The 22,646-nt window shown below is 64.9% G+C and carries 36 protein-coding genes and 2 pseudogenes; 24 read left to right on the top strand and 14 right to left on the bottom strand.

The genetic code is table 11. The features are described from left to right. Positions 1–148 precede the first annotated feature (148 nt). The 5 genes from rplB to rplP are packed head-to-tail and all read left to right on the top strand — an operon-like array spanning position 149 to position 2,785. Positions 149–991 (top strand): 50S ribosomal protein L2, encoded by an 843-nt coding sequence (gene rplB, locus I8N54_RS15930; RefSeq protein WP_140196235.1) that lies wholly within the window; start codon positions 149–151, stop codon positions 989–991. A gap of 3 nt (positions 992–994) precedes the next feature. Then, positions 995–1,273 (top strand): 30S ribosomal protein S19, encoded by a 279-nt coding sequence (rpsS, locus tag I8N54_RS15925; protein WP_140196233.1) that lies wholly within the window; start codon positions 995–997, stop codon positions 1,271–1,273. 3 nt (positions 1,274–1,276) lie between these two features. Then, positions 1,277–1,657 carry a 50S ribosomal protein L22 gene (gene rplV, locus I8N54_RS15920; protein ID WP_140196231.1) on the top strand — a complete coding sequence of 127 codons (381 nt, stop codon included), beginning with the start codon at positions 1,277–1,279 and terminating at the stop codon, positions 1,655–1,657. Then, positions 1,657–2,361 (top strand): 30S ribosomal protein S3, encoded by a 705-nt coding sequence (gene rpsC / locus I8N54_RS15915; protein WP_140196229.1) that lies wholly within the window; start codon positions 1,657–1,659, stop codon positions 2,359–2,361. Before rplV ends, rpsC begins: the two co-directional genes overlap by 1 nt. A gap of 10 nt (positions 2,362–2,371) precedes the next feature. After that, entirely contained in the window at positions 2,372–2,785 is a 414-nt protein-coding gene (rplP, locus tag I8N54_RS15910; protein ID WP_140196227.1) for a 50S ribosomal protein L16, read from the top strand. Positions 2,786–3,011: 226 nt separating this feature from the next. Here the strand turns inward: rplP and I8N54_RS15905 are convergent, their stop codons facing one another. After that, the gene (locus I8N54_RS15905) at positions 3,012–3,707 is read right to left on the bottom strand and encodes a lysozyme family protein (protein WP_231592699.1); all 696 of its coding nucleotides are present in this window, start codon (positions 3,705–3,707) and stop codon (positions 3,012–3,014) included. A gap of 140 nt (positions 3,708–3,847) precedes the next feature. Here I8N54_RS15905 and I8N54_RS15900 point away from each other — a divergent pair, with 140 nt between their 5' ends. The 19 genes and pseudogenes from I8N54_RS15900 to I8N54_RS15815 all read left to right on the top strand — a co-directional run bounded on the left by I8N54_RS15900 (position 3,848) and on the right by I8N54_RS15815 (position 14,509). Next, a complete protein-coding gene (locus I8N54_RS15900) occupies positions 3,848–4,468 on the top strand; it encodes a TIGR02466 family protein (RefSeq protein WP_140196223.1) in 621 nt (206 codons plus the stop codon). Between the two features lie 4 nt (positions 4,469–4,472). Next, the gene (locus I8N54_RS15895) at positions 4,473–4,946 is read left to right on the top strand and encodes an acyl-CoA thioesterase (protein ID WP_140196221.1); all 474 of its coding nucleotides are present in this window, start codon (positions 4,473–4,475) and stop codon (positions 4,944–4,946) included. A gap of 110 nt (positions 4,947–5,056) precedes the next feature. Next, a complete protein-coding gene (locus tag I8N54_RS15890; RefSeq protein WP_140196219.1) occupies positions 5,057–5,866 on the top strand; it encodes a polysaccharide pyruvyl transferase family protein in 810 nt (269 codons plus the stop codon). A gap of 151 nt (positions 5,867–6,017) precedes the next feature. Further along, a complete protein-coding gene (gene rpmC / locus I8N54_RS15885) occupies positions 6,018–6,224 on the top strand; it encodes a 50S ribosomal protein L29 (protein WP_140196217.1) in 207 nt (68 codons plus the stop codon). A 3-nt stretch (positions 6,225–6,227) separates the two neighbouring features. Continuing rightward, positions 6,228–6,458 (top strand): 30S ribosomal protein S17, encoded by a 231-nt coding sequence (gene rpsQ / locus I8N54_RS15880; RefSeq protein WP_140196216.1) that lies wholly within the window; start codon positions 6,228–6,230, stop codon positions 6,456–6,458. Positions 6,459–6,541: 83 nt separating this feature from the next. Beyond that, positions 6,542–6,910, top strand: a complete 369-nt coding sequence (gene rplN / locus I8N54_RS15875) for a 50S ribosomal protein L14 (RefSeq protein WP_009574016.1) — start codon at positions 6,542–6,544, stop codon at positions 6,908–6,910. Further along, complete coding sequence (rplX, locus tag I8N54_RS15870; RefSeq protein WP_140196215.1) at positions 6,910–7,215, top strand: 50S ribosomal protein L24; 306 nt, start codon at positions 6,910–6,912, stop codon at positions 7,213–7,215. Before rplN ends, rplX begins: the two co-directional genes overlap by 1 nt. After that, the gene (gene rplE, locus I8N54_RS15865) at positions 7,215–7,778 is read left to right on the top strand and encodes a 50S ribosomal protein L5 (protein WP_140196214.1); all 564 of its coding nucleotides are present in this window, start codon (positions 7,215–7,217) and stop codon (positions 7,776–7,778) included. The genes rplX and rplE overlap by 1 nt, the downstream gene beginning before the upstream one ends. Before the next feature lie 15 nt (positions 7,779–7,793). Next, the gene (gene rpsN / locus I8N54_RS15860; RefSeq protein WP_140196213.1) at positions 7,794–8,099 is read left to right on the top strand and encodes a 30S ribosomal protein S14; all 306 of its coding nucleotides are present in this window, start codon (positions 7,794–7,796) and stop codon (positions 8,097–8,099) included. A 13-nt stretch (positions 8,100–8,112) separates the two neighbouring features. Continuing rightward, on the top strand, positions 8,113–8,505 hold the full coding sequence (gene rpsH, locus I8N54_RS15855) for a 30S ribosomal protein S8 (RefSeq protein ID WP_140196212.1): 393 nt from the start codon (positions 8,113–8,115) through the stop codon (positions 8,503–8,505). Between the two features lie 10 nt (positions 8,506–8,515). After that, positions 8,516–9,049 carry a 50S ribosomal protein L6 gene (gene rplF / locus I8N54_RS15850; RefSeq protein ID WP_140196211.1) on the top strand — a complete coding sequence of 178 codons (534 nt, stop codon included), beginning with the start codon at positions 8,516–8,518 and terminating at the stop codon, positions 9,047–9,049. Between the two features lie 11 nt (positions 9,050–9,060). Continuing rightward, positions 9,061–9,420, top strand: coding sequence for a 50S ribosomal protein L18 (rplR, locus tag I8N54_RS15845; protein ID WP_140196210.1), 360 nt, complete (start codon positions 9,061–9,063; stop codon positions 9,418–9,420). A 163-nt stretch (positions 9,421–9,583) separates the two neighbouring features. Continuing rightward, positions 9,584–10,189 carry a 30S ribosomal protein S5 gene (gene rpsE, locus I8N54_RS15840; protein WP_140196209.1) on the top strand — a complete coding sequence of 202 codons (606 nt, stop codon included), beginning with the start codon at positions 9,584–9,586 and terminating at the stop codon, positions 10,187–10,189. Between the two features lie 3 nt (positions 10,190–10,192). Further along, positions 10,193–10,381, top strand: a complete 189-nt coding sequence (gene rpmD / locus I8N54_RS15835; RefSeq protein WP_140196208.1) for a 50S ribosomal protein L30 — start codon at positions 10,193–10,195, stop codon at positions 10,379–10,381. 150 nt (positions 10,382–10,531) lie between these two features. Continuing rightward, positions 10,532–11,419: pseudogene (locus I8N54_RS20240) on the top strand (acyltransferase family protein); the annotation flags it as partial. 162 nt (positions 11,420–11,581) lie between these two features. After that, on the top strand, positions 11,582–12,367 hold the full coding sequence (locus I8N54_RS20235; RefSeq protein WP_231592724.1) for an MBL fold metallo-hydrolase: 786 nt from the start codon (positions 11,582–11,584) through the stop codon (positions 12,365–12,367). 51 nt (positions 12,368–12,418) lie between these two features. Further along, positions 12,419–13,234 (top strand): pyrroline-5-carboxylate reductase, encoded by an 816-nt coding sequence (proC, locus tag I8N54_RS15825; RefSeq protein ID WP_140196206.1) that lies wholly within the window; start codon positions 12,419–12,421, stop codon positions 13,232–13,234. After that, positions 13,227–13,565: a tRNA-binding protein gene (locus tag I8N54_RS15820; RefSeq protein ID WP_140196205.1), complete on the top strand. Its 339-nt coding sequence runs from the start codon at positions 13,227–13,229 to the stop codon at positions 13,563–13,565. The genes proC and I8N54_RS15820 overlap by 8 nt, the downstream gene beginning before the upstream one ends. Further along, positions 13,562–14,509 (top strand): 2-hydroxyacid dehydrogenase, encoded by a 948-nt coding sequence (locus I8N54_RS15815; protein ID WP_140196204.1) that lies wholly within the window; start codon positions 13,562–13,564, stop codon positions 14,507–14,509. The genes I8N54_RS15820 and I8N54_RS15815 overlap by 4 nt, the downstream gene beginning before the upstream one ends. 2 nt (positions 14,510–14,511) lie before the next feature. Here the strand turns inward: I8N54_RS15815 and ureG are convergent, their stop codons facing one another. The 13 genes and pseudogenes from ureG to I8N54_RS15755 form a co-directional block, all read right to left on the bottom strand. Then, positions 14,512–15,147: an urease accessory protein UreG gene (gene ureG, locus I8N54_RS15810; protein WP_140196203.1), complete on the bottom strand. Its 636-nt coding sequence runs from the start codon at positions 15,145–15,147 to the stop codon at positions 14,512–14,514. A 28-nt stretch (positions 15,148–15,175) separates the two neighbouring features. Continuing rightward, positions 15,176–15,811: an urease accessory protein UreF gene (locus I8N54_RS15805; RefSeq protein ID WP_140196202.1), complete on the bottom strand. Its 636-nt coding sequence runs from the start codon at positions 15,809–15,811 to the stop codon at positions 15,176–15,178. A 2-nt stretch (positions 15,812–15,813) separates the two neighbouring features. Continuing rightward, positions 15,814–16,356: an urease accessory protein UreE gene (locus I8N54_RS15800; RefSeq protein ID WP_140196201.1), complete on the bottom strand. Its 543-nt coding sequence runs from the start codon at positions 16,354–16,356 to the stop codon at positions 15,814–15,816. Continuing rightward, positions 16,353–16,952 carry a hypothetical protein gene (locus I8N54_RS15795; RefSeq protein ID WP_140196200.1) on the bottom strand — a complete coding sequence of 200 codons (600 nt, stop codon included), beginning with the start codon at positions 16,950–16,952 and terminating at the stop codon, positions 16,353–16,355. Before I8N54_RS15795 ends, I8N54_RS15800 begins: the two co-directional genes overlap by 4 nt. Before the next feature lie 26 nt (positions 16,953–16,978). Next, positions 16,979–18,736, bottom strand: a complete 1,758-nt coding sequence (gene ureC / locus I8N54_RS15790; protein ID WP_140196199.1) for an urease subunit alpha — start codon at positions 18,734–18,736, stop codon at positions 16,979–16,981. A gap of 83 nt (positions 18,737–18,819) precedes the next feature. After that, positions 18,820–19,125, bottom strand: coding sequence for a hypothetical protein (locus I8N54_RS15785; protein WP_197097636.1), 306 nt, complete (start codon positions 19,123–19,125; stop codon positions 18,820–18,822). Next, positions 19,125–19,439: an antifreeze protein gene (locus I8N54_RS15780; protein WP_140196198.1), complete on the bottom strand. Its 315-nt coding sequence runs from the start codon at positions 19,437–19,439 to the stop codon at positions 19,125–19,127. The genes I8N54_RS15785 and I8N54_RS15780 overlap by 1 nt, the downstream gene beginning before the upstream one ends. Beyond that, complete coding sequence (locus tag I8N54_RS15775) at positions 19,436–19,834, bottom strand: carboxymuconolactone decarboxylase family protein (RefSeq protein ID WP_140196197.1); 399 nt, start codon at positions 19,832–19,834, stop codon at positions 19,436–19,438. The genes I8N54_RS15780 and I8N54_RS15775 overlap by 4 nt, the downstream gene beginning before the upstream one ends. Positions 19,835–19,837: 3 nt before the next feature. Next, the gene (locus tag I8N54_RS15770; RefSeq protein WP_140196196.1) at positions 19,838–20,653 is read right to left on the bottom strand and encodes a cyclase family protein; all 816 of its coding nucleotides are present in this window, start codon (positions 20,651–20,653) and stop codon (positions 19,838–19,840) included. Between the two features lie 29 nt (positions 20,654–20,682). Further along, complete coding sequence (locus I8N54_RS20230) at positions 20,683–21,060, bottom strand: lysozyme inhibitor LprI family protein (protein WP_269434073.1); 378 nt, start codon at positions 21,058–21,060, stop codon at positions 20,683–20,685. Beyond that, a pseudogene (locus tag I8N54_RS20225) lies at positions 21,049–21,351 on the bottom strand (urease subunit beta); the annotation flags it as partial. The gene I8N54_RS20230 and the pseudogene I8N54_RS20225, both read right to left, overlap by 12 nt. Before the next feature lie 57 nt (positions 21,352–21,408). Beyond that, the gene (locus I8N54_RS15760; protein WP_140196195.1) at positions 21,409–21,711 is read right to left on the bottom strand and encodes an urease subunit gamma; all 303 of its coding nucleotides are present in this window, start codon (positions 21,709–21,711) and stop codon (positions 21,409–21,411) included. A 4-nt stretch (positions 21,712–21,715) separates the two neighbouring features. After that, on the bottom strand, positions 21,716–22,480 hold the full coding sequence (locus tag I8N54_RS15755) for an urease accessory protein UreD (RefSeq protein WP_231592697.1): 765 nt from the start codon (positions 22,478–22,480) through the stop codon (positions 21,716–21,718). Between the last annotated feature and the right edge of the window lie 166 nt (positions 22,481–22,646).

The following is a 22,646-nucleotide window of genomic DNA, read 5'->3' as shown; positions in this document are numbered from 1 at the left end:
CTGACATTCCTAAAAGCGCCCATCCGCAAAGCCCCGGATTCGTCCGGGGCTTTGCTGTTGTCCTGAATGGACATTCGACCGGGGACCTTTGGGGCCCTTAAACAGCCGGGTCGCTTGCGATCCGCAAAGCAACGGAAAGACAGTAAACATGGCACTCAAGTCGTATAAGCCGACGACGCCTGGCCAGCGTGGGCTGGTTCTGATCGACCGTTCGGAGCTTTGGAAAGGACGTCCTGTCAAGTCCCTCACCGAGGGTCTGACGAAGTCGGGCGGCCGGAACAATACCGGACGGATCACCATGCGTCGTCGCGGCGGTGGGGCAAAGCGCCTCTACCGCGTGGTCGATTTCAAGCGGAACAAGCACGACGTCGAAGCCGTCGTCGTCCGCATCGAATACGACCCGAACCGCACCGCCTTCATCGCCCTGATCCAGTACACGGACGGTGAGCAGGCCTATATCCTCGCGCCCCAGCGGATCGCCGTCGGCGACAAGATCGTCGCGGGCACCAAGGTCGACATCAAGCCGGGCAACGCGATGCCGTTCTCCGGCATGCCGATCGGCACGATCGTTCACAACATCGAACTGAAGCCCGGCAAGGGCGGCCAGATCGCACGCGCCGCGGGCACCTACGCCCAGTTCGTCGGCCGTGACGGTGGCTACGCGCAGATCCGCCTGTCGTCGGGCGAGCTGCGGATGGTTCGCCAGGAATGCATCGCGACCGTCGGTGCCGTGTCGAACCCCGACAACAGCAACCAGAACATCGGTAAAGCCGGCCGCAACCGCCATTACGGCAAGCGTCCCAGCGTCCGCGGTGTCGTCATGAACCCGATCGACCACCCGCACGGTGGTGGTGAAGGCCGGACCTCTGGTGGCCGTCACCCGGTTACCCCGTGGGGCAAGCCGACGAAGGGTGCGCGCACCCGGAACAAGAACAAGGCGTCGCAGAAGCTGATCATCCGCTCGCGTCACGCCAAGAAGAAAGGGCGGTAATCCATGACCCGTTCTGTTTGGAAAGGCCCGTTCGTCGATTCCTACGTGCTCAAGAAGGCCGAGAAGGCCCGCGAGTCCGGTCGGAACGACGTTATCAAAATCTGGTCCCGTCGCTCGACGATCCTGCCCCAGTTCGTGGGCCTGACGTTCGGCGTCTACAACGGCCAGAAGCACGTTCCCGTCAACGTGTCCGAGGACATGATCGGCCAGAAGTTCGGTGAATACTCGCCGACGCGGACCTACTACGGTCACGCAGCCGACAAGAAAGCGAAGCGGAAGTAAGTCATGGGCAAGGAAAAGAACCCCCGCCGCGTGGCAGACAACGAAGCGATGGCAAAACTGCGCATGCTTCGCACGTCTCCGCAGAAACTCAACCTCGTCGCCGGCATGATCCGCGGCAAGAAGGTGGACAAGGCCCTCACGGACCTGACCTTCTCCAAGCGCCGGATCGCGCAGGACGTGAAGAAGTGCCTTCAGTCCGCGATCGCCAACGCCGAGAACAACCACAACCTGGACGTCGACGAACTGGTCGTCGCCGAGGCTTACGTCGGCAAGAACCTGGTGATGAAGCGTGGCCGGCCCCGTGGTCGTGGCCGTTTCGGCCGGATCATGAAGCCGTTCTCGGAAATCACCATCAAGGTCCGCCAGGTCGAGGAGCAAGCCTAATGGGTAACAAGGTCAATCCGATCGGGATGCGCCTCCAGGTCAACCGCACCTGGGACAGCCGCTGGTACGCCGACACGAAGGACTACGGTGATCTTCTCCTGGAAGACGTGAAGATCCGCGAGTTCATCAAGACCGAGTGCAAGCAGGCCGGTGTTTCCCGCGTGATTATCGAGCGTCCGCACAAGAAGTGCCGTGTGACCATTCACACTGCGCGTCCGGGCGTGATCATCGGCAAGAAAGGCGCCGACATCGAGGTGCTTCGCAAGAAGCTCGCCAAGATGACGGACTCCGAGCTGCACCTCAACATCGTCGAGGTCCGCAAGCCCGAGCTCGACGCCGCGCTGGTGGGTGAGAGCATCGCCCAGCAGCTCGAGCGCCGTGTGTCCTTCCGTCGTGCCATGAAGCGTGCCGTTCAGAACGCCATGCGGATGGGTGCGCTCGGCATCCGGGTCAACGTCGCGGGCCGCCTCGGCGGTGCCGAGATCGCCCGGACCGAATGGTACCGCGAGGGCCGCGTGCCCCTGCACACCCTTCGCGCCGACATCGACTACGCGCACAGCGAAGCCGTAACGCCGTATGGCATCATCGGGATCAAGGTCTGGATCTTCAAAGGCGAGATCATGGAGCACGATCCCCAGGCACGTGACCGCAAGGCGCAGGAGCTGCAAGACGGCCCCGCTCCCCGCGGTCCCCGTGGCCGGTAAGGAGTAAGTCATGCTTCAACCGAAACGCACGAAATTCCGCAAGCAGCACAAGGGCCGTATCCACGGCCTCGCTAAAGGCGGATCGGACCTCAACTTCGGCACCTACGGCCTCAAAGCCCTTGAGCCGGAGCGGGTTACTGCTCGTCAGATCGAAGCCGCCCGTCGTGCCATGACGCGTCACATGAAGCGTCAGGGCCGTGTCTGGATCCGTATCTTCCCGGACCTTCCGGTCACCGCGAAGCCGATCGAGGTTCGCATGGGTAAAGGTAAGGGTTCCGTCGACCGCTGGACCGCCAAGGTCAAGCCGGGCCGCGTGATGTTCGAGATCGACGGCGTGAACGAAGCCACCGCACGTGAGGCCCTGCGCCTCGCCGCGATGAAGCTGCCGATCAAGACCCGCACCGTGGTCCGCGAGGACTGGTAAGGTTCGCGGGGCGCCGCCCCGGACCATGAGATCTGAAAACGCCCCTGCCGAAAGGCCGGGGCGTTTTTCATGCGTAGGATGCGCGCTCGATGCGCATCCGGCACATATGCATCCAAGATGCACCCGATGAAGGCGCCAAGGACGGATGCGCATCGAGTTGCGGGTCGTTCCGGGTGCGCATTGAAAGCGCACGCTGCGCAGGCGACACGAGAGGCCCCGTCGGACGTTAGGCGTCGTTCTCCGGATAAATCGCTGCCATCTCCTGCTCGAACGTGACCCACGTCATCGTCGCGGCATTCCCGGCGTGGCCGTGGTAATAGGAGCGCCCCGACGAAGTCGGCAGTCCCGCCCAGACTCGGGCGAGGTTGTTCATGAAGCTCTCCCGGTCCAGGTCGCCCGACTGGAATTTCGTCAGGCCGGCCTCGCGCAACAGCTCGACGGCCAGTCGATCTTGCAGAGCCGGCGAGAACAGCTCATCCGCGCGCACGCCGACCTGTTCCGCCAACCGGGCCAAGGTTGTGGGTATGAACTGATAACGCCCTATCGCATGGGGCTGACCAGGAGTCGCTGCGATCCAGGCCGTGATCTCGCCCAGCCGCATCTGCGTCGGGGGGCGGGGAGGGCGCACCCGCGCCCCGTACTGGACTGCGTCATATCCGTCCGCTCCGGCCTCCGCCGTTGCAATAAGGTCCATCAGACGATCGAGTTGGCTGGCGGAACTGAACCTCTCCGCCGACCGCGAGGCAGAGACGACAACAGGTGCAAAATACCCAGTGACGGCCCGGTCGACGAAGAGGCTGCCGTTGCGGCCCACCCCGGCGACGCCGCTTCGGTCGGCCGCGATCAGAGGGGCCGCCGCAGTGTCGAGGATCGACGCGCGTTGCGCGAAGGCCGGCACGACGCCTGACATCAGCGCGACCAATGCCGCGCAAAAGAACTGCCACCTCGCCATTCGCGGACCCCATATCCTCAGTTCGGACCGTCATCGGTGGCAAAGGTTGAGATTCGCTTGCCGTTCCCCCGCCGCCGGTGCGAAACCGGCGCGGATAACCGGAGTTCGACATGCCCAAGCTCAAGTCCCTTTTCGCCACACGCCTCTACCATGCGCCGCTGTCCGAGCACGGACCGGCGATCGACCCGGACGAGTTGGCCAATTCCTGCTACTCGATCGCGCAGGACGATGACGCGGGACAGGACTGGTGCGAAGAGCACGGCTATCCCGGCTACACCTCCTATGCCTCGCTCACGGACCTGCCTTGGCGCTTTCCGATATTCGCCGACGTCGTGAAGTCGCTCGATGCGCATGTCGCGGCCTTCGCCGAGGACCTCGAGTTCGACCTCGGCGACAAGGAGCTGAAGCTCGAGGACATCTGGATCAACATCCTGCCCGAGGGCGGTGTCCACGGTAGCCACATCCACCCGCATTCTGTCATCTCCGGAACGACCTACGTCGCAATGCCGGAGGGGACGTCCGCCCTGAAGCTCGAGGACCCGCGACTGCCCTTCATGATGGCCGCGCCGATCCGGAAGACAGGTGTCCGGGAAGAGTTGAAGACCTTTCACTCCGTCCCGACTGAAGTGGGCGATGTACTGCTCTGGGAAAGCTGGCTGCGCCATGAAGTGCCGATGAACATGGCCGAGGAAGACCGGATCTCGGTCTCCTTCAATTACGCCTGGGGCTGAGCGGATGGATGCGCGCAAGCTCGAGATGACGGTTCTGATGACGCCCGACATGGCGAACTTCAGCGGCAAGGTGCACGGCGGGGCGCTGCTGAACCTGCTGGACCGGGTGGCCTTTTCCTGCGCCTCCCGCTTCTCCCATCGCTACGCGGTGACGTTGTCGGTCGACCAGGTCGTCTTCAAGGAGCCGATCAATGTCGGAGAGCTGGTGACTTTCCGAGCCTCGGTGAACCACGCGGGCCGCACTTCGATGGAAGTCGGCATCCGCGTCGAGGCGCAGGACATCACATCGGGCCGGACGCGCCACACCAACTCCTGCTATTTCACGATGGTGGCCGTGGACGACGACGGCAAGCCGGCCGAAGTCCCCGAACTGGCGGTGCTGACCGAAACCGAAGACCGCCGCAAACGTGCCGCGGGCTTGCGCAAGAAACTGCGCAAGCAGTTCGCCGAAGAGATGAAGGTCGCCTCGGAAGGGTAGCGCGGCATAGCTTCGGCTCGGAGTTTGGCCCAGCCGACCAGATTGGTATCTCGGCGCAACGCGTTTCGTTAGGCTGCCGATCATTGCGATGCAGAACGAGGGTATTGTCGATGGCGAAGCAGGAGCCGCTGAGGCTGAGCTGGTGGAGCGGACGTCCGAACTTCGGTGATGCGCTGAGCCCGCTCGTCGTGTCCCACGTCTCGGGCCGGGAAGTGATCCTCGGCGACCGGTCGGAAGTCGACCTGTTCGCCGTCGGCTCGATCATGATCCGGGCTCGTCGTGGCTACAATCAGCCACAGGAAAACCGTCCCACGATCTGGGGCACCGGCATGATGGGACCGCACAAGACGGACTTCGTCGATAACGTCGATTTCGCCGCGGTCCGTGGTCCGATCACGGCCTCGCTGCTGGGGCTCGGCCAGCTGCCGTTCGGCGATCCCGGGTTGATCCTGTCAGAGCTCGCCAAGACAGAAGTGGAGCGGGGCGACAGGGTCGGGGTGATTCCGCACCATGGGGACTTCAAGGACCCGCAGACCAAAGGGCAGATCGCGGCTCTGCCCTGGAGCGATGATTTCGTGCTCATCGATCCGCGCAACGACGATCCGCTCGACGTCGCGGACCAGATCCAGGCCTGTCGGCATGTCTTTTCGGCGTCACTGCACGGGCTCATTATCGCCGATGCCTTCGGCGTACCGAACACCTGGGTCGCGGGGCGGGAAATCCACTCGACCGCCTCCTTCAAGTTCCTCGACTATTTCCTGTCTGTCGGCCGGACGTACCAGGCGCCGATCGGCTTCGCGGACATCGTCGATGCCGAGAAATCGGTTCGATCCATCTCTGCCCTCGGCTACGCCGACGGTGTCGCCTCCTCGCGGCAGGCGTTGATCGACGCCTTCCCCGAAAGGCTGAAGGCAGCGTAGCGAGCGGGTTCTCTGCCGATTCAGAGTTGCGTAACGGCCTCATGACGGCTATAGGCGGCGCTCATCCATCCTCCACCGGGAATCAGGGTGACCCCGCACTTAACGGGCAGGGGCCCTCCGGTGATGTTGAAACCAAGAAGGAACCGGCGACATGACCGCCAGCGACCTGCGTGACAAGACCGCGGACGAGCTCCGCGACCAGCTTGTCAACCTGAAGAAAGAGGCCTTCAACCTGCGCTTTCAGCAGGCCACCGGCCAACTCGAGAATACCGCGCGCATGAAGTCCGTCCGCCGTGACGTGGCTCGCGTGCAGACCATCCTCAACGAAAAAGCGGCCGGCGCCGCATCGGAGGCCTGATAGATGCCCAAACGTATCCTCCAAGGCACCGTGACCTCCACGCAGAACGCCCAGACCGTGACCGTTTCGATCGAGCGTCGCTTCAAGCACCCGCTGCTGAAGAAGACCGTCCGGAAGTCGAAGAAATACCGGGCTCACGACGAGACCGAGCAATTCAACGTTGGTGACATTGTCCGCATCCAGGAATGTGCACCGAAGTCGAAGACCAAGCGCTGGGAGGTGATTGCCTCCTGAGGCATCACATCCCGGTTTGAACGAAACCCTGGGGTCCACGTCCCGCCAACGGCGGGTGGTCCCATAGGTCGGGAGAAACCTAAATGATCCAGATGCAGACCAATCTGGATGTCGCTGACAACTCCGGCGCTCGCCGGGTGCAGTGCATCAAGGTCCTCGGCGGCTCCCACCGCCGTTACGCATCGGTCGGCGACATCATCGTCGTTTCCGTCAAAGAGGCCATTCCGCGTGGTCGTGTGAAGAAAGGTGACGTCCGCAAGGCCGTCGTCGTTCGCACCGCCAAGGAAGTCCGCCGTGAAGACGGGACCGCGATCCGCTTCGACCGCAATGCCGCCGTCATCCTGAACAACAACAACGAGCCGGTCGGCACCCGTATCTTCGGGCCGGTGGTTCGTGAGCTGCGCGCGAAGAACTTCATGAAGATCATCTCGCTCGCTCCGGAGGTGCTCTGATGGCCGCCAAGATCCGCAAAGGTGACAAGGTCGTCGTCCTTGCCGGCAAGGACAAGGGCAAGACCGGCGAAGTGAACTCCGTCGATCCGAAGGCCGGCAAGGCCGTCGTCGATGGCGTGAACATGGCCGTGCGTCACCAGAAGCAGTCCCAGACGAGCCAGGGCGGTCGCACGCCCAAGGCGATGCCGCTGGACCTCTCCAACATTGCCGTCGTCGACGGCAACGGCAAGGCAACCCGCGTCGGCTTCCGCATGGAAGACGGCAAGAAGGTCCGCTTCGCCAAGACCACGGGAGACGTGATCTGATGCTCGACACAGCGAACTACACGCCCCGGCTCCGCTCCGTCTACCGCGAGACGATCCGTCCCGCGATGAAGGAAGAGTTCGGCTACAAGAACGACATGCAGATCCCGCGCCTGGACAAGATCGTCCTGAACATCGGCGCTGGCTCGGAAGCGGTGAAGGACAGCAAGAAGGCCAAGACGGCCGCTGACGACCTCACCAAGATCGCCGGTCAGCAGGCCGTCGTCACGAAAGCGAAGAAGTCGATCGCCGGCTTCCGCGTTCGCGAGGACATGCCGCTCGGCGCGAAGGTGACGCTCCGTGGCGAACGTATGTACGAGTTCCTCGATCGCCTGATCACCATCGCCATGCCCCGCGTCCGCGACTTCCGCGGCGTCCCGGGCAAGAGCTTTGACGGTCGTGGCAACTATGCCATGGGCATCAAGGAACACATCGTCTTCCCCGAGATCAACTTCGACCAGGTCGATGAAGTCTGGGGGATCGACGTCGTCATCTGCACCACCGCGGCAACCGACGCGGAAGCCAAGGCGCTGTTGAAGCATTTCAACATGCCGTTCAACAGCTAAGGGGATCATAGGACCATGGCAAAGAAATCCATGATCGAACGCGAGAAGAAGCGTCAGCGGCTGGTGGAACAATACGCTGCCAAGCGCGCCGAGCTCAAAGAGATCGCGAACGACGAATCCAAACCGATGGAAGAGCGGTTCAAGGCTCGCCTGAAACTGGCGAAACTGCCCCGCAACTCCTCTCCGACCCGTCTTCACAACCGCTGCCAGCTTACGGGGCGTCCGCACGCCTACTACCGCAAGCTGAAAGTCAGCCGGATCATGCTGCGCGAGCTTGGCTCGAACGGTCAGGTTCCCGGCCTCGTGAAGTCCAGCTGGTAAGGGAGGGACAGCGATGAACGATCCTATCGGCGATATGCTGACCCGTATCCGGAACGGCCAGATGCGCGGCAAGTCGACGGTTCTCACCCCCGCATCCAAGCTGCGTGGTTGGGTTCTCGACGTGCTCGCGGACGAAGGCTACATCCGGGGTTACGACAAGGCCACCGGTGCCAACGGGCACCCGGCCTTCGAGATCAGCCTGAAGTACTATGAGGGCACGCCCGTCATTCGCGAACTGAAGCGGGTCTCCAAACCCGGTCGTCGCGTCTACATGGCGTGTAATGACGTCCCGTCGGTCCGCCAGGGCCTCGGGGTGTCGATTGTCTCCACCTCCAAAGGTGTGATGTCGGACGCAAATGCACGCACCGCCAATGTTGGCGGCGAGGTGCTTTGCACGGTATTCTGAGGAGCGGACGATGTCTCGTATTGGGAAAAAACCGGTCGAGCTGCCGTCGGGCGTAAGCGCCTCGGTGTCCGGCCAGACGATCGAAGTGAAGGGGCCGAAAGGCACCCGCAGCTTCACCGCCACCGACGATGTCACTCTGTCCGTCGAGGACAACAGTGTCAGCGTCACGCCGCGCGGCAAGTCCAAGCGTGCGCGCCAGCAGTGGGGCATGTCCCGCACGATGGTCGCGAACCTCGTTCAGGGCGTGACCGACGGCTTCAAGAAAGAGCTCGAGATCAACGGCGTCGGCTACCGCGCTCAGATGCAGGGCAACACCCTGAAGCTGAACCTCGGCTACAGCCACGACGTCGATTTCATCGTGCCGGACGGCGTGACGATCAACGCGCCGAAGCCGACGCAGATCATCGTCGAGGGTGCCGACCAGCAGATGGTCGGTCAGGTCGCGGCGAACATTCGCGAATGGCGCCCGCCGGAGCCCTACAAGGGCAAGGGCATCAAGTACGTGGACGAATATATCTTCCGTAAGGAAGGCAAGCGTAAGTAAGGACGACAGGAATGGCTACCAACAAGCGCACCTTGTTCCTCAAGCGCCGCCTGCGCGTCCGGAACAAACTCCGCAAGGTGAACACCGGGGTTCCCCGGCTCTCCGTTCACCGGAGCAACAAGAACATCAGCGTTCAGCTGATCGACGACGTTCAGGGCAAGACCCTGGCCGCGGCCTCCTCGCTGGAGAAGGACCTCGGGATCGTCGGAACGAACAACCTCGAAGCGGCGGCCAAGGTTGGCTCCGCGATCGCCGAGCGTGCCAAGGCCGCCGGTGTGACCGAGGCCCAGTTCGACCGCGGCGGCTTCCTGTACCACGGGAAGATCAAGGCCCTCGCGGACGCCGCCCGGGAGGGCGGCCTGAAGATCTGATCCCTCCGGGGATCGGTCACCGGTGACCGTAGGGTGCGCGCTCGATGCGCACCCTCCACACCATTTCGGAAGGGCGTAAGCCCTCGATGATCGGGGACCCGAGAGGGTCACTTCGATTGGACAGACCAGGCGCGCTCCCGCGCCACGAATTTCAGGAGGCCTCATGGCCAGAGAACCCAACAACCGTGGCAACAACCGTGACGGTGGTGGCCGCGGCCGCCGCGATCGCGAGGAGCAGACGCCCGAGTTCGCCGATCGTCTCGTCGCGATCAACCGCGTGTCCAAGACGGTCAAGGGCGGTAAGCGTTTCGGCTTCGCCGCGCTCGTCGTCGTCGGCGACCAGAAAGGCCGCGTCGGCTTCGGCAAAGGCAAGGCCAAGGAGGTCCCCGAGGCCATCCGCAAGGCCACCGAGCAGGCGAAGCGCCAGATGATCCGCGTTCCGCTCCGTGAAGGCCGGACGCTGCACCACGACATGGAAGGCCGCCACGGCGCCGGCCGCGTCGTCATGCGCACCGCCCCGCACGGTACCGGTATCATCGCCGGTGGTCCGATGCGTGCTGTCTTCGAAATGCTCGGCGTCCAGGACGTCGTCGCCAAGTCGATCGGTTCGCAGAACCCCTACAACATGATCCGTGCCACGCTCGAAGGCCTCGTGCAGGCCCAGTCGCCCCGCGCTGTCGCTCAGCGTCGTGGCAAGAAGGTCGCGGACATCCTGCCCAAGCGTGACGAGGCTCCCGAGGAGTCCTCTCAAGTCGCGGAGGACGCATAAACCATGGCCAAGACCATCGTCGTCAAGCAGATCGGCTCCCCGATCCGCCGCCCGTCCAAGCAGCGTGCCACGCTGGTTGGCCTGGGCCTGAACAAAATGCACAAGACCCGCGAACTGGAAGATACGCCTTCCGTGCGTGGCATGGTCGAGTCGATTCCGCACCTCGTCGAGATCGTCGAAGAGCGCGGCTGACACTCAGCACCTCGAATTATCCTAAAAGGCGTCCCTTTTCGGGGCGCCTTTTTCATTGGGCCCTGCGCTCGGTCCGTAAAATACGTCCTATTTCCTTGTTGCCCGACTCCGCCGATCGCATCATCGAACGGTCGAGGAAGGTGATCTTGGATGCAGCAAGTGAAGCCGAAGTCACATGTCGGGGAACTCGACGGCCTTCGCGCCGTCGCCGCGCTGATCGTTGTCCTGTCCCATTCGGCGAACCACGGGCTTCTGCCGGCGGTGCTCGGTCATGGCTTCGGTGAGTTCGGGGTCCTGCTGTTCTACGGCCTGAGCGGCTGCCTGATGATGCGGCTGGCGTCGGGACGTGCCTGCACTCCGACTACGGCCGGTGAATTCGCCCTGAAGCGGGGCGCGCGGGTTCTGCCGCTGTTCTTGGTGGTGCTGATCCTGTCGCCCGTCCTCCCCGGGTACGAGGTTGAGACGGCCGGCGATTTCTGGCGCGCAGCGATGCTGATCGACGCGCCCGGCGTCCTGTGGTCGATCCCGGTCGAGGTTCAGTTCTACACGCTGTTCCTGTTGCTCTGGCTGGCAGACAGTTACGGGCGGTTCCGCACCGGACTTGTCGCACTGCTGGCTCTTCAAGGGGCCCTGCTGTTAGCCGGCAAGGCATCCGGCAATCCGGACACGTCCGACATCGCCCACTGGCTTCATGCTTTCCTCATCGGTTGCGTCATCGCGAAATTGCCATCCGGGCGCTGGCTGGGCATCTGGCTTCTTCCCCTTCTTCTGCTGACGCCGCCTGTGATCCGTGACGCGCTCGGCCTCCCTGTCACGGCGACCTACAAGGACCCTGTGGCCCTCGCGCTGGCGGCCGTCATCATCCTGGCGACCACCTCTCGCGCCAACATCACGCGCCCCCTCTCTGCGCCCGTCCTGCGGTGGGTTGGCCGCTACTCCTTCGGGCTGTACCTGCTTCACATGCCGGTGCTGGTTGTCGTCGCCGAACATGTCAGCGGTCCGTTCGCTTTTTCCATCGTTCTGTGCGGGTCGCTCACCTTCGCCGTCGCGGCACATCATCTGGTGGAGCTACCGGCTCAACGCGCGATCCTTCGGCCCGGTCATCGCGCCCTCCGCGGCGATGGTCGAAATGACCGGAACGTGATTGCCGAGCCAGTAGCGCGGATTACCTATCGGCAACCAACCCGACAGGAGAGACCCATGACACAGACGCGTCGCGCATTTCTCAAGACAGCAACCGCGTCCGCCGGGGCCATCACGGTCCTGCCGTTCGCCGCAAAGGCGCAGGACCAAATGTCCGATACATTCGAGACAAGCGCCGGGGACATCATCGTACACCCGATCGAACACGCCTCCTTCGTGATGGAGACGCCACTTGGCACGATCTATTGCGACCCGGTGGGTGAGGCCGACGCCTACGCCGACTACCCGGCGCCCGACCTGATCCTTATCACGCACGAACATGGCGACCACTTCAACGCCGACACGCTTACCGCGCTGATGGGGGACGAGACGCACCTGATCACCAACCCCAACGTCCATGGCATGCTGCCCACAGACATGATGGAGACGGCGGAGACACTGGAAAACGGTGGCTCGACCACGTGGAACGGTCTGACGATCGACGCTATTCCGGCCCACAACACGACCGAGGACCGGCTGAACTATCACCCGCCGGGCCGGGACAACGGTTACGTGCTCAGCTTCGAAGACTTCCGGGTCTACATCTCCGGCGACACGGAGCCGACGGAAGAGATGATGGCGCTCGAGGACATCGACCTGGCCTTCCTCTGCATGAACCTCCCCTACACCATGACTGCCGAGCAGGCGGCCGAAGCGGTCCAGAGCTTCACGCCGACCTACGTCTATCCCTATCACTACCGCGGTCAGGATGGCGGCACGCAGGATCCGGCCGAATTCGCCGAGCTTGCCGGCGATGCGACCGAAGTGAAGATGGGCGACTGGTACGCCGAAGGCGAGATCTGATCATCGCCTAACGGCTTGCATCCACGCGGCCGCGTGGCGAAAGTGCGCGCCATGAACATGGATGACGTAACTGCCCGCGGCCTCGTGCTGCTTGGCTGTGGAAAGATGGGATCGGCGATGCTCGCCGGATGGCTGAAAGGCGGTCTGCCGCCCGGGTCCGTCCACGTCGCCGATCCGAACCCCTCAGACTGGCTTCAGGCGCAGGGGGTTCACATCAATGAGCCTCTCCCCGCCGATCCGGCGATCCTTCTGGTTGCCGTGAAGCCTCAGATCATGGACGAGGCGCTCGCGGGGCGTGAGACATTCGGCTCCGGAAAGACGCTGATCCTGTCTGTCGCTGCCGGTACACCATTGTCCCGCTACGAAGCGGCGTTCGGCGACTCCGCCCCCATCATCCGCGCCATGCCGAACACTCCCGCCGCCATTGGTCGAGGCATCACCGCGATCGCCGGAAACGCGAACGTCGGCGAAGATCACCTTTCGCTTGCCGAAGCGCTGCTGACCTCGGTCGGGCAAGTCGTTCGCCTTGAGGGCGAACACCAGATGGACGCGGTAACCGCCGTGTCGGGCTCTGGCCCGGCCTACGTCTTCCACCTTGTCGAAACGCTCGCCGCAGCGGGGGAGGCCGAAGGGCTGCCGCCGGACCTCGCCATGGCGCTCGCCAAGGCGACTGTGGGCGGTGCCGGCCAGTTGGCCGAGGACGCGGACGAGGCACCGGATCAGCTTCGTCGCAACGTCACCTCGCCCAACGGCACGACGCAGGCCGCGCTCGAGGTTCTGATGGATGAAACGAACGGCTTCCCCGCCCTGCTGCGCCGCGCCGTAAAGGCCGCCGCCGAACGCTCGAAGGAATTGTCCCGTGGCTGAGATCACCTTCGACGACTTCCTCGCGGTCGATATCCGCGTGGGTGAGATCACCCACGCCGAGCCCTTCCCCGAGGCGCGCAAGCCCGCGATCAAGATGTGGATCAGTTTCGGCGACGAGATCGGGGAGAAGAAGACCTCGGCACAGATCACCGTGCATTACACGCCGGAAACGCTGATCGGGCGCCGGGTGATGGCGGTCGTCAACTTCCCGCCCCGCCAGATCGGCAAGTTCATGTCCGAAGTCCTCGTCCTCGGCGTGCCGGATGAAGAGGGCGCCATCGTTCTCGTCGCACCTGACAAGACAGTCCCGGTCGGAGGTCGCCTGCATTGAAGACGCTGTTCATCAGCCGTGAGCCGCTGCCGCCCGTGATCGAAGCCGCGCGAGAGATGTTCGATGTGACCATCGGGACCGAGGCGCTGGACCGTGCCGCCGCCGCCACCGCGTTGCAGGATTACGACGCGATGATCCCCACGCTCGGCGACGACTTCGGCGCGGAAACCTTCGCGGCCGCCGGAGACATTCGCTGCAAGGTGCTCGCCAACTTCGGCGTGGGCTACAACCACATCGACGTCGATGCGGCGAAAGCTGCAGGCCTCGTCGTATCCAACACGCCGGACGTCCTGACGGATGCGACGGCGGACATCGGCATGACGCTGATCCTGTCGACCTGCCGCCGCGCGGGTGAGGGGGAGCGGTTGCTGCGCTCCGGCGCGTGGGGCGGCTTCGGGCCGAAGTCGATGCTCGGCACGCATGTCACCGGAAAGACGGTCGGCATCGTCGGCATGGGCCGGATCGGCGCTGCGGTCGCGCGGAAGTGCCACCACGGTTTCGACATGAAGGTGATCTACCACAACCGGTCCAGGAAGGACGCGCCCGTCCCGGCAGAGCAGGTCGACAGCCTGCACGACCTGATGCATCGCGCCGACATCGTCGTCGTCACCGTGCCCGGCGGGCCGGCGACCACGCACCTGATCGATGCGGAGGCGCTCGCCGCGATGCGTCCCGAGGGTATCTTCGTCAACATCGCGCGGGGCGAGGTCGTGGATGAGGCCGCGCTGATCGACGCGCTGGAGGCTGGAACCATCGCGGGAGCCGGGCTCGACGTCTACGAGAACGAGCCCCACGTGCCCGAGCGCCTGCGCGCGCTGGAGAACTGCGTTCTGCTGCCCCACCTCGGCAGCGCGACTTACGAAACGCGCGTCGCGATGGGCATGATGGCCGTCGACAACGCGAAGGCCTGGGCCGAGGGACGCCCCCTGCCGCAGGCCGTCTGAGCCTACTCGGCTGCGGTCGAAACGAGGGGCAGGCCGCCGACTTCGGCGAGGTGGGCGATCACCGCGTCGATGCCATCGCCCTTGCGCAGGCTCGTGAAGACCGTCGGACGGCTGCCGCGCATTCGGGCGGCGTCACGCTCCATCACCTCCAGCGACGCGCCGACATGTGGCGCGAGGTCCGTCTTGTTGATGACCAGCACGTCCGACCGGGTGATCGCGGGACCGCCTTTTCGCGGGATCTCCTCACCCGCGGCGACGTCGATCACGTAGATCGTGACGTCCGCGAGCTCCGGCGAGAAGGTGGCCGACAGGTTGTCGCCGCCGGACTCGATCAGGATCACGTCGAGGTCGGGATGCCGGCCGCGCAACTCGTCCACGGCGGCGAGGTTGATCGAGGCATCCTCGCGGATCGCGGTATGCGGGCAACCGCCCGTCTCGACCCCGAGGATACGGTCGCCGGGCAGGATCTGCATCCGCATCAGCGCCTCGGCATCCTCCTGCGTGTAGATGTCGTTGGTGATGACCGCGATGCTCAGCCTGTCCTTCAGTCGCTCGGCGAGGCGGGCGGTCAGGGTCGTCTTGCCCGCACCGACAGGTCCGCCGATGCCGACTCGAAGGGGGCCGTTGGAGGAGGTCATGTCCAGTCCTTTCGGTTGTCCCGGCCCGTCACGAACGGAAAAGCCGGGGTTCGAGGGTTTCGTGCCGCATCGAGGCTGTGTCGATGGCGAAGGCCGCGCTGCCGAGGTCGTCTTCGGTCGCGTGGGCGAGAGCCTCCGCCAGCGACGGTATGTCGTCGAGCAGGGCGCGGAGCACGCGCTGTCCGCCCGTCTGGCCAAGTGGCATGAGCCGCAAAGCACATTGCACGAGGTTCGTCAGGAACGCCTGCAGGTGCTGGGCGATCACGTCCGCCACCGGAAGGCCTGCAAGTTGCGCCGCATGGCCGAGCGCGACGGGGTAGGGCATGTCGGGCACGGGCAGGTCCCAGGCGTCGCGCAGCGTGCGGGCAAGGGCGCCACCGGTGCCGAGCGCTTCCTTCCGCCGCTCGACGGAGGGCGACAGGGCATCGGCGAGTGCGGCGACGGGAGCGGGGTCTTCGGCATGAAACGCCAGCGCGATCAGGATGGCATCGTTGCGGCCGGTTCCGTGGTGCAGCAGGTCGCGAAGCCAGTCGGTCAGGCTTGCGGCGTCCCGAACGGCGCCTTCGGCGATTGCCTGTTCCAGCCCGTGCGACCACGCGAAAGCCCCGGTCGGAAAGCTGGCCGAGGTCCATTGCGTCAGAAGGAGGCGGGCATCGGCCTGCATGGTCAGTGATCGCGGTGATGGTGGTCGTGCGTATGGTCGTGATGGTCATGCGCGTGGGAGTGACCGTCACCGTGGGAATGTCCCATCGTGCGGCCGACGCCATAGGCCCCGCCCTCGGGTCGGAACGGTTCGCGCACCTCCGTCACGGTCGCGCCGAGCTGTTCCAGCATCTTCGCCAGTACCGGGTCACGACGGATCAGGATGCGCGGTGTACCTTCGCCACTTTCGATCTGCGCCGGCGCATGACGGTTGCCGATGTGCCAGGCGATCCGGGCGACAGCCTCCACTCCGGCCGAGACCTCGAGCAGCTCTTCCTCCGCCGCAATGACCTCCACCAGCCGTCCGTCGGCCAGCGCAAAGCAATCGCCCTGATCGACGGACACCGTCTGTGGCAGGTCGACGAGAAACCCCTCGTCGTGCGCGGTGACAAGCCTGCGGCGTCGAAGCATCCGCTCGTCGTAGGTCAGCGGCACGAGATCGAACGGCGTCTTCCCCGCCCTGTCGGCGGCGCGCAGCACCGATCCGGCGGCGGGGAGGTCCGTCATTGCACGACCGTGATGTTGGCGGCGGGCGTGTCGGTCCGCTCGTCGGACTCGACCCAGAAGGCGAGGTAGGCGATGCCAAGTTCGGTAATGTAGGTCAGGCCATCGACATAGGTGTCGTCGTCGCCGTAGCTGACGAGGATGTCGATCGCCTCGTAAGTGCAGTCCCCGATCTGAAGGTCGTAGGCGGCGCTGGTCTCGTACCGCTCTGACTCGCCGTAGAGGTCGCCGAACTCGAGCACGACCGGCTGCAATTCGAACGTGGCGTTCGGTGTGATGTCCGGCAGTTCGCCGGGTGGCACCGGGTAGGCGTAGACCGACCGGGCGCTGGCGTCGAGCTCGCCCTCGTAGAGGTCCTGGAACACCAGCGTGAAAACGCCTTTCCCGAGGTCGAGAGAGTAGGTCTCTCCCTCGTCGACGTCGCCGCCGGTCACGCGGATCACGTCTGCCGTCAGGGGGCGGAACGTCTCGATCGTGCCGTCTTCCAGCGTCAGCTGCACACCTGCACCGAGGTCTTCGGCGGTCGGGCAGGCAGTCTGCGCGGCGAGCGGCGTGGCGCCAACGGCCGCCAGAAGAAATGCTGTCTTCAGACTATCCATACTCATAATCCTTTCTGCGATATGCATCAGAACATGAAGTAACGCTGGGCCATCGGCAACACCTCGGCCGGCTCGCAGGTCAACAGTTCTCCGTCCGCACGCACTTCGTAGGTTTCGGGGTTCACCTCGACCTTGGGCGTCGCGTCGTTCAGCTTCAGGTCCTTCTTGCCGATCTTCCGGGTGTTGTTCACCGCGATCAGCTCCTTGTCGGTCGCGTAGCGTTCGACGATGCCCGCATCGATGGCGGCCTGGCTGGTGAAGACGACGGAGGTGGCCGTCCGCGCCTTGCCATAGGCGCCGAACATCGGCCGGGAGTAGACCGGCTGCGGCGTCGGGATGGACGCGTTCGGATCGCCCATCTGTGCCGCCGCGATGGCACCGCCGAGCAGCACCATTTCGGGCTTCACGCCGAAGAAGGCGGGGTTCCACAACACGAGGTCGGCGCGCTTGCCTTCCTCGATCGACCCGATCTGGTGACCGATGCCGTGCGCGATGGCCGGGTTGATCGTGTATTTCGCGATGTAGCGGCGGACACGGAAGTTGTCGTTCTCGCCCGTCTCCTCCGGGAGGCGACCGCGCTGCTTCTTCATCTTGTCGGCGGTCTGCCATGTGCGGATCAGCACTTCGCCCACTCGGCCCATGGCCTGCGAATCCGACGCGATGATCGAGAAGGCGCCCATGTCATGCAGGATGTCCTCGGCCGCGATCGTCTCGCGCCGGATGCGGGACTCGGCGAAGGCGACATCCTCGGGGATCGATTTGTCGAGGTGGTGGCAGACCATGAGCATGTCGAGATGCTCATCGATGGTGTTCCGGGTGAAGGGCCGCGTCGGGTTGGTCGATGAGGGCAGAACGAACTCCTCACCGCAGATCTTGATGATGTCGGGCGCGTGTCCGCCGCCCGCACCTTCGGTGTGGAACGCGTGGATCGTCCGGCCCTTCATGGCGGCGACGGTGTTCTCGACGAAGCCGCTCTCGTTCAGGGTATCCGTGTGAATCATGACCTGCACGTCCATGTCGTCTGCGACGGACAGGCAGCAGTCGATAGCGGCGGGCGTCGTGCCCCAGTCCTCGTGCAGCTTCAGCGCGCAGGCACCTGCCTTGATCTGCTCGATCAGCGCTTCGGGGCGAGAGGCGTTGCCCTTGCCGGCGAAGGCGAGGTTCATCGGGAACGCATCCGCTGCGCCGATCATCCGTTCCAGGTGCCAGGGACCGGGTGTCACGGTCGTGGCCAGCGTGCCGTGTGCGGGGCCGGTGCCGCCGCCGAGCATCGTCGTCAGGCCGGAGTGCAGTGCATCCTCGATCTGCTGCGGGCAGATGAAGTGGATGTGGCTGTCGAACCCGCCCGCGGTCAGGATGCGACCCTCCCCGGCGATGACTTCGGTGCCGGGGCCGACGATGATGTCGACACCGGGCTGAACATCAGGATTACCGGCCTTGCCGATCTTGGCGATGCGTCCGTCCTTGAGGCCGACGTCCGCCTTGATGATCCCGGTCCAGTCCACGATCAGCGCGTTGGTGATGACCGTGTCCACGGCACCGTCCGCCCGTGTCGCCTGGCTCTGGCCCATGCCGTCGCGGATGACCTTGCCGCCGCCGAACTTCACCTCTTCGCCATAGGTCAGCGCGTTCGCCCCCGATCCGCCTGTGGCCGCGCCGGTCCGCTCGGCGATCAGGTCGCGCTCCACCTCGATGATGAGGTCCGTGTCGGCAAGACGAACCTTGTCGCCGACGGTCGGGCCGAACATGGCGGCGTAGTCGGAGCGGGAAATGCGGGCTGGCATCTAGCTGTTCCTTTCGTTCGTCCCGGCAGCGCGGACCCGGAGGGTCGCTGTGCCGTAAGCACTGTTCAATGTCGAAGGGCCGGTCATTTGCGTTTTCTGCGCCGGCTGGCGGCCGTTCCGCCTCCGCCCCAGATGCAGGACAGGCCGATCAGGAAGCCGAAATCGTACCAGCCTCCGGAGTTCGGAACGCCGTACATCGCGACGCTGTCCGAGAAGATCGAGATGACAAAGGCGATCGGGGCGACGCCCCCGTCGATCAGGCCCCAGAAGAAACCGCGTGTGCCTTCCGTCGCGGCGGGGGCCGTCGCGCAGGCCCCCAGCAGCAGGAGGGGTGACAGCGCCAGCCACCTAGTCCAGCGGACCCGCCGTGTGGTGCGCAGGCCCGCCATCAGGACCGCCCCCGCTTGTCGAGGCGACGGGCATTGCCGTGGGCGCGGCGCTCCACCGGGGCCATCGCGGCGAGAGCGATCTGGTCGGGGCGCTTGCCCGCCATCACGGCCTGGGTCGCGGCCAGCGCGGCCTCACCGAATGCGGCGGGCTTTTCGGCAAGCATCCGTCCGATCTCGGACGGGGAGGATCGCTCGAGCATCGCGAACCCGAACATGCGGTGCGCCACGACGGATTGCGCGTCGACCCAGAGTCGCCAGCACGCGGTCGAAAGCCGGATGCAGTCGGCGGGGGACATGAAGAGTGTCGGTCTCATGCTTCGTCGAACCTGTCGTCGACCGGCACCTGAAGCGCGGTGACCTGCGCGTTGGTCTGGTTCGCCATCGCGATCGTCGCGACGAGTTCGGCATGCATCTCGGGCGTCATACCCTTCGCCTTGGCGGCTGCGGTGTGGGAGTGGACGCAGTAACTGCACCCGTTGGCGGTCGAGACGGCAATGTAGATCAGCTCTTTCACCAGTGGATCAAGCGCGCCCGGTCCCATCAGCCTGGAGAGGCGCGCCCATGTCTCCTCGAGCGCGGCCTCGTCATGGGCGAGGGCGCGCCAGAAGTTGTTCACGTAGTCCGTGCCTCGCGCCTCGCGGATCGCTTCGAAGACGGCGCGGGCGCGGGGCCCGGCCTCTTCATCGGAAAGAAGGGGCACGGTCGCCATGGTTCAGGTCAGTGCCAGAATACGGGCGGGACCGCCGGTGCCGCCCTTGTGCTTGGGAGCACCGACGAACAGCGTCGCCCCGGTCGCCGGAAGCTGATCGAGGTTGGCGAGGTTCTCGATCCCGTAGTGCCCCGAGGGCAGCCAGGAATAGTGAACCGCGAAATCGGCCGAGTTGCCGGGGTCGAGCGAAAGCGTATCGACGCCGATCGCGGCGACGCCCATCTCCGACAGCATGTCGGTCGCGCTCTTCGCGAACCCGGGGAAGGTGAAATTGCCGTCGGCGTCGTTTCGGTAGCCTTCTTCACCCATCTTGTCCGCCCAGCCGGAATTCATCGCGACACACGCGCCTTCCGGGATGTCGCCGTTGGCGGAGATGAAGGCCTCGATGTCTTCGGGCTCGAGCATCGCGTTCGGGTCGTCCGCGGCCTTCGACTTGATGTCGATGATGCAGAGCGGGCAGACCAGCGAGGACGGGTCGAGCTCGTCGACCGATGTGCCGTCTTCGGAGAAGTGCAGCGGTGCGTCGATATGGGTGCCGGAATGCTCGAAGAAGGTCACCTTCCAGATCTTGTAACCGTCCGGGTCGAAGGTCTTGTCCTCTTCGAACATGATGCCGGGCAGGCCGTCGAAGGTCGGGAAGTCGCCGTCGAGCGCCCAGGTCAGGTCGGTGACCGTTCCCGTCGACTGCGCAAGCGCCGGACGCGCCGAAATCGCGCCAGCCGCTGTCGCCGCGATGCCGACCGCCGCGCTGCGCCGGAAGAAATCACGTCGCGATAGCATCGAGCTCTTCACGTTATTGATCACACACGCGTTGCACATGGCCTTGGTCCCCCGGGGTTTGCGGTTGGTTATCCGTCTAGTTCATTGAAAATCGTCAGGTCTTCCGTTCGTGTTTCGGTCAGTCGAGCGAGGCAGCTGTTGCGGACGAGTGGCGCCATCGAGCCGCCCTCGAACGTCGCCGCCTCGGCCTCGCACGCCGCGTCGCGGTAGGTGATCCACGCGCGCTGGGCGGTGAGCAATTTGTCGTCGTAGCCAAAAGTCCGGGCGGTTTCGATCGCCTCGCCCCACGCCTCGTTCAGCTTCACGTCCGCCGCTTCGTAGTCGCGCTGCGAACAGGCGTTCATCTCCATCTGCGTGGTACCGCCGTCGCTGCAGTCGAGCTCCTCTGCCGCGGAGCCGTCCGGCACGCCGAGCAGCAGCGCGAACGCCAGCGCGAGTGGACCCATGATCTTCTGGTTGAAGCCGTAGACCTTGCGCTCTCCCGCCAGCGGGATCAGCGACACTTCGCGCCGCTGGCCGGGTTCGAACCGGACGGCGGTGCCCGCCGCGATGTCGAGCCGCATGCCCCGCGCCGCGTCCCGGTCGAAGTCGAGCGCCGGGTTCGTCTCGTGGAAATGGAAGTGGCTGCCGACCTGCACGGGACGGTCGCCGGTGTTGGCAACCATCAGGGTGATCGCCTTTCGGTCCGGGTTCAGCTGGATGTCGCCATCCGCGGGAATGATTTCGCCTGGGATCATCGCCATACTTCCTCTGTCCGTCCGTCTGCGCCCGCTACCGGGGCGCGCAAGTCTTTGTCAGCGAATGGGATCGTGCACCGTCACAAGCTTCGTTCCGTCCGGGAACGTCGCTTCGACCTGCACCTCGTGGATCATCTCGGCCACGCCTTCCATCACGTCGGCACGGGTCAGCACCGCCGCACCCGCCTGCATCATCTCGGCGACCGTCCGGCCGTCCCGAGCGCCTTCGACGACGGCATCGGTGATCAGCGCGATCGCTTCGGGATGGTTGAGCTTCACGCCGCGTTCGCGCCGTTTCCGGGCGACCTCGGCGGCCATTGCGACGAGGAGCTTGTCCTTCTCGCGCGGGGTCAGCTGCATGTCGTCAGAGCCTCCATACTTTCGGCACCGGGCCGTCCGTCAGCCGCTCGATCGCCGGAACGATGAGGCTGCGCAGGGCGAACCCGTCTTCGGTTAACAACCTTGCCACCAGCACGCCGTCGCGCAAGAGCGAAACGCCGGACGGTGCCGGCAGCGTCGCGCGCAGCGGGGCGAGGTGGCGTTCGGCATCGGGGGCGACGTGAACCAGCGTCGCGTAAGCGCCCGCACCCGCGCCCGTGCGGGCGAGCAGGGCGCTGACGTCACCGTCGAGCCGGGTGCGGTCAGCATAGATCAGTTTCCCGTCCCGCCGGATGTCCCAGCTGTCTCGGAACGCGACGTCGCCGCAGCGTTCACCCATTGCGACCCGCCCGAGGATGACGGGCTCGACCAGTGTCAGCCGGGCGTCGCACGCCATCTCCACCGTCAGGCGGCGCGACAGGCGGGCGCGGTCGAACAGGATCGTCTCCTGCGGCAGCCAGTCGAGGCGGGAGCCTCCAGCGAGGTGGATCGATGTCGTCATCTGCGCCGGCACATCGCCGGTGCTGGCATAGGCGCGCTCGGCCGCTTGTGTGGAAAAGGTCAGCGCCGCACCGGGTTCGGTTCCGATCTCCAGCGACAGCCGGTCCCCACCGGTCAGCCCGCCCGAGGTATTCAGGGCGACCGCCTCCAGCGCCGTGGCGGAGGGGCGGGGAAACAGCAGTTTCATGGAGCCGGACTGGTAGAGTTCGCCAATCCGCGAGCGCCCGGAGCCGTCGGCACGGGCCGTCACGCGGCCTTCGCCCCGAGTGCGGGGCGGTTGTGGTCGGCTTGGCGCTACGGGAGGGCGGCGGGCGTAGATCTTCGGGCTCCTCGTCTTCTTGCCCGACCTTGGCCCGGCGGCGACGAGGATACCAGAGAAGAGGCGTGCCGGGTTGCCGGGTTCGGTGACAAGTGCC

The organism is Pelagovum pacificum, from assembly GCF_016134045.1.
Taxonomy (GTDB): Bacteria; Pseudomonadota; Alphaproteobacteria; order Rhodobacterales; family Rhodobacteraceae; genus Oceanicola; species Oceanicola pacificus_A.
This window is presented reverse-complemented; position numbering and strand designations above follow the sequence as displayed.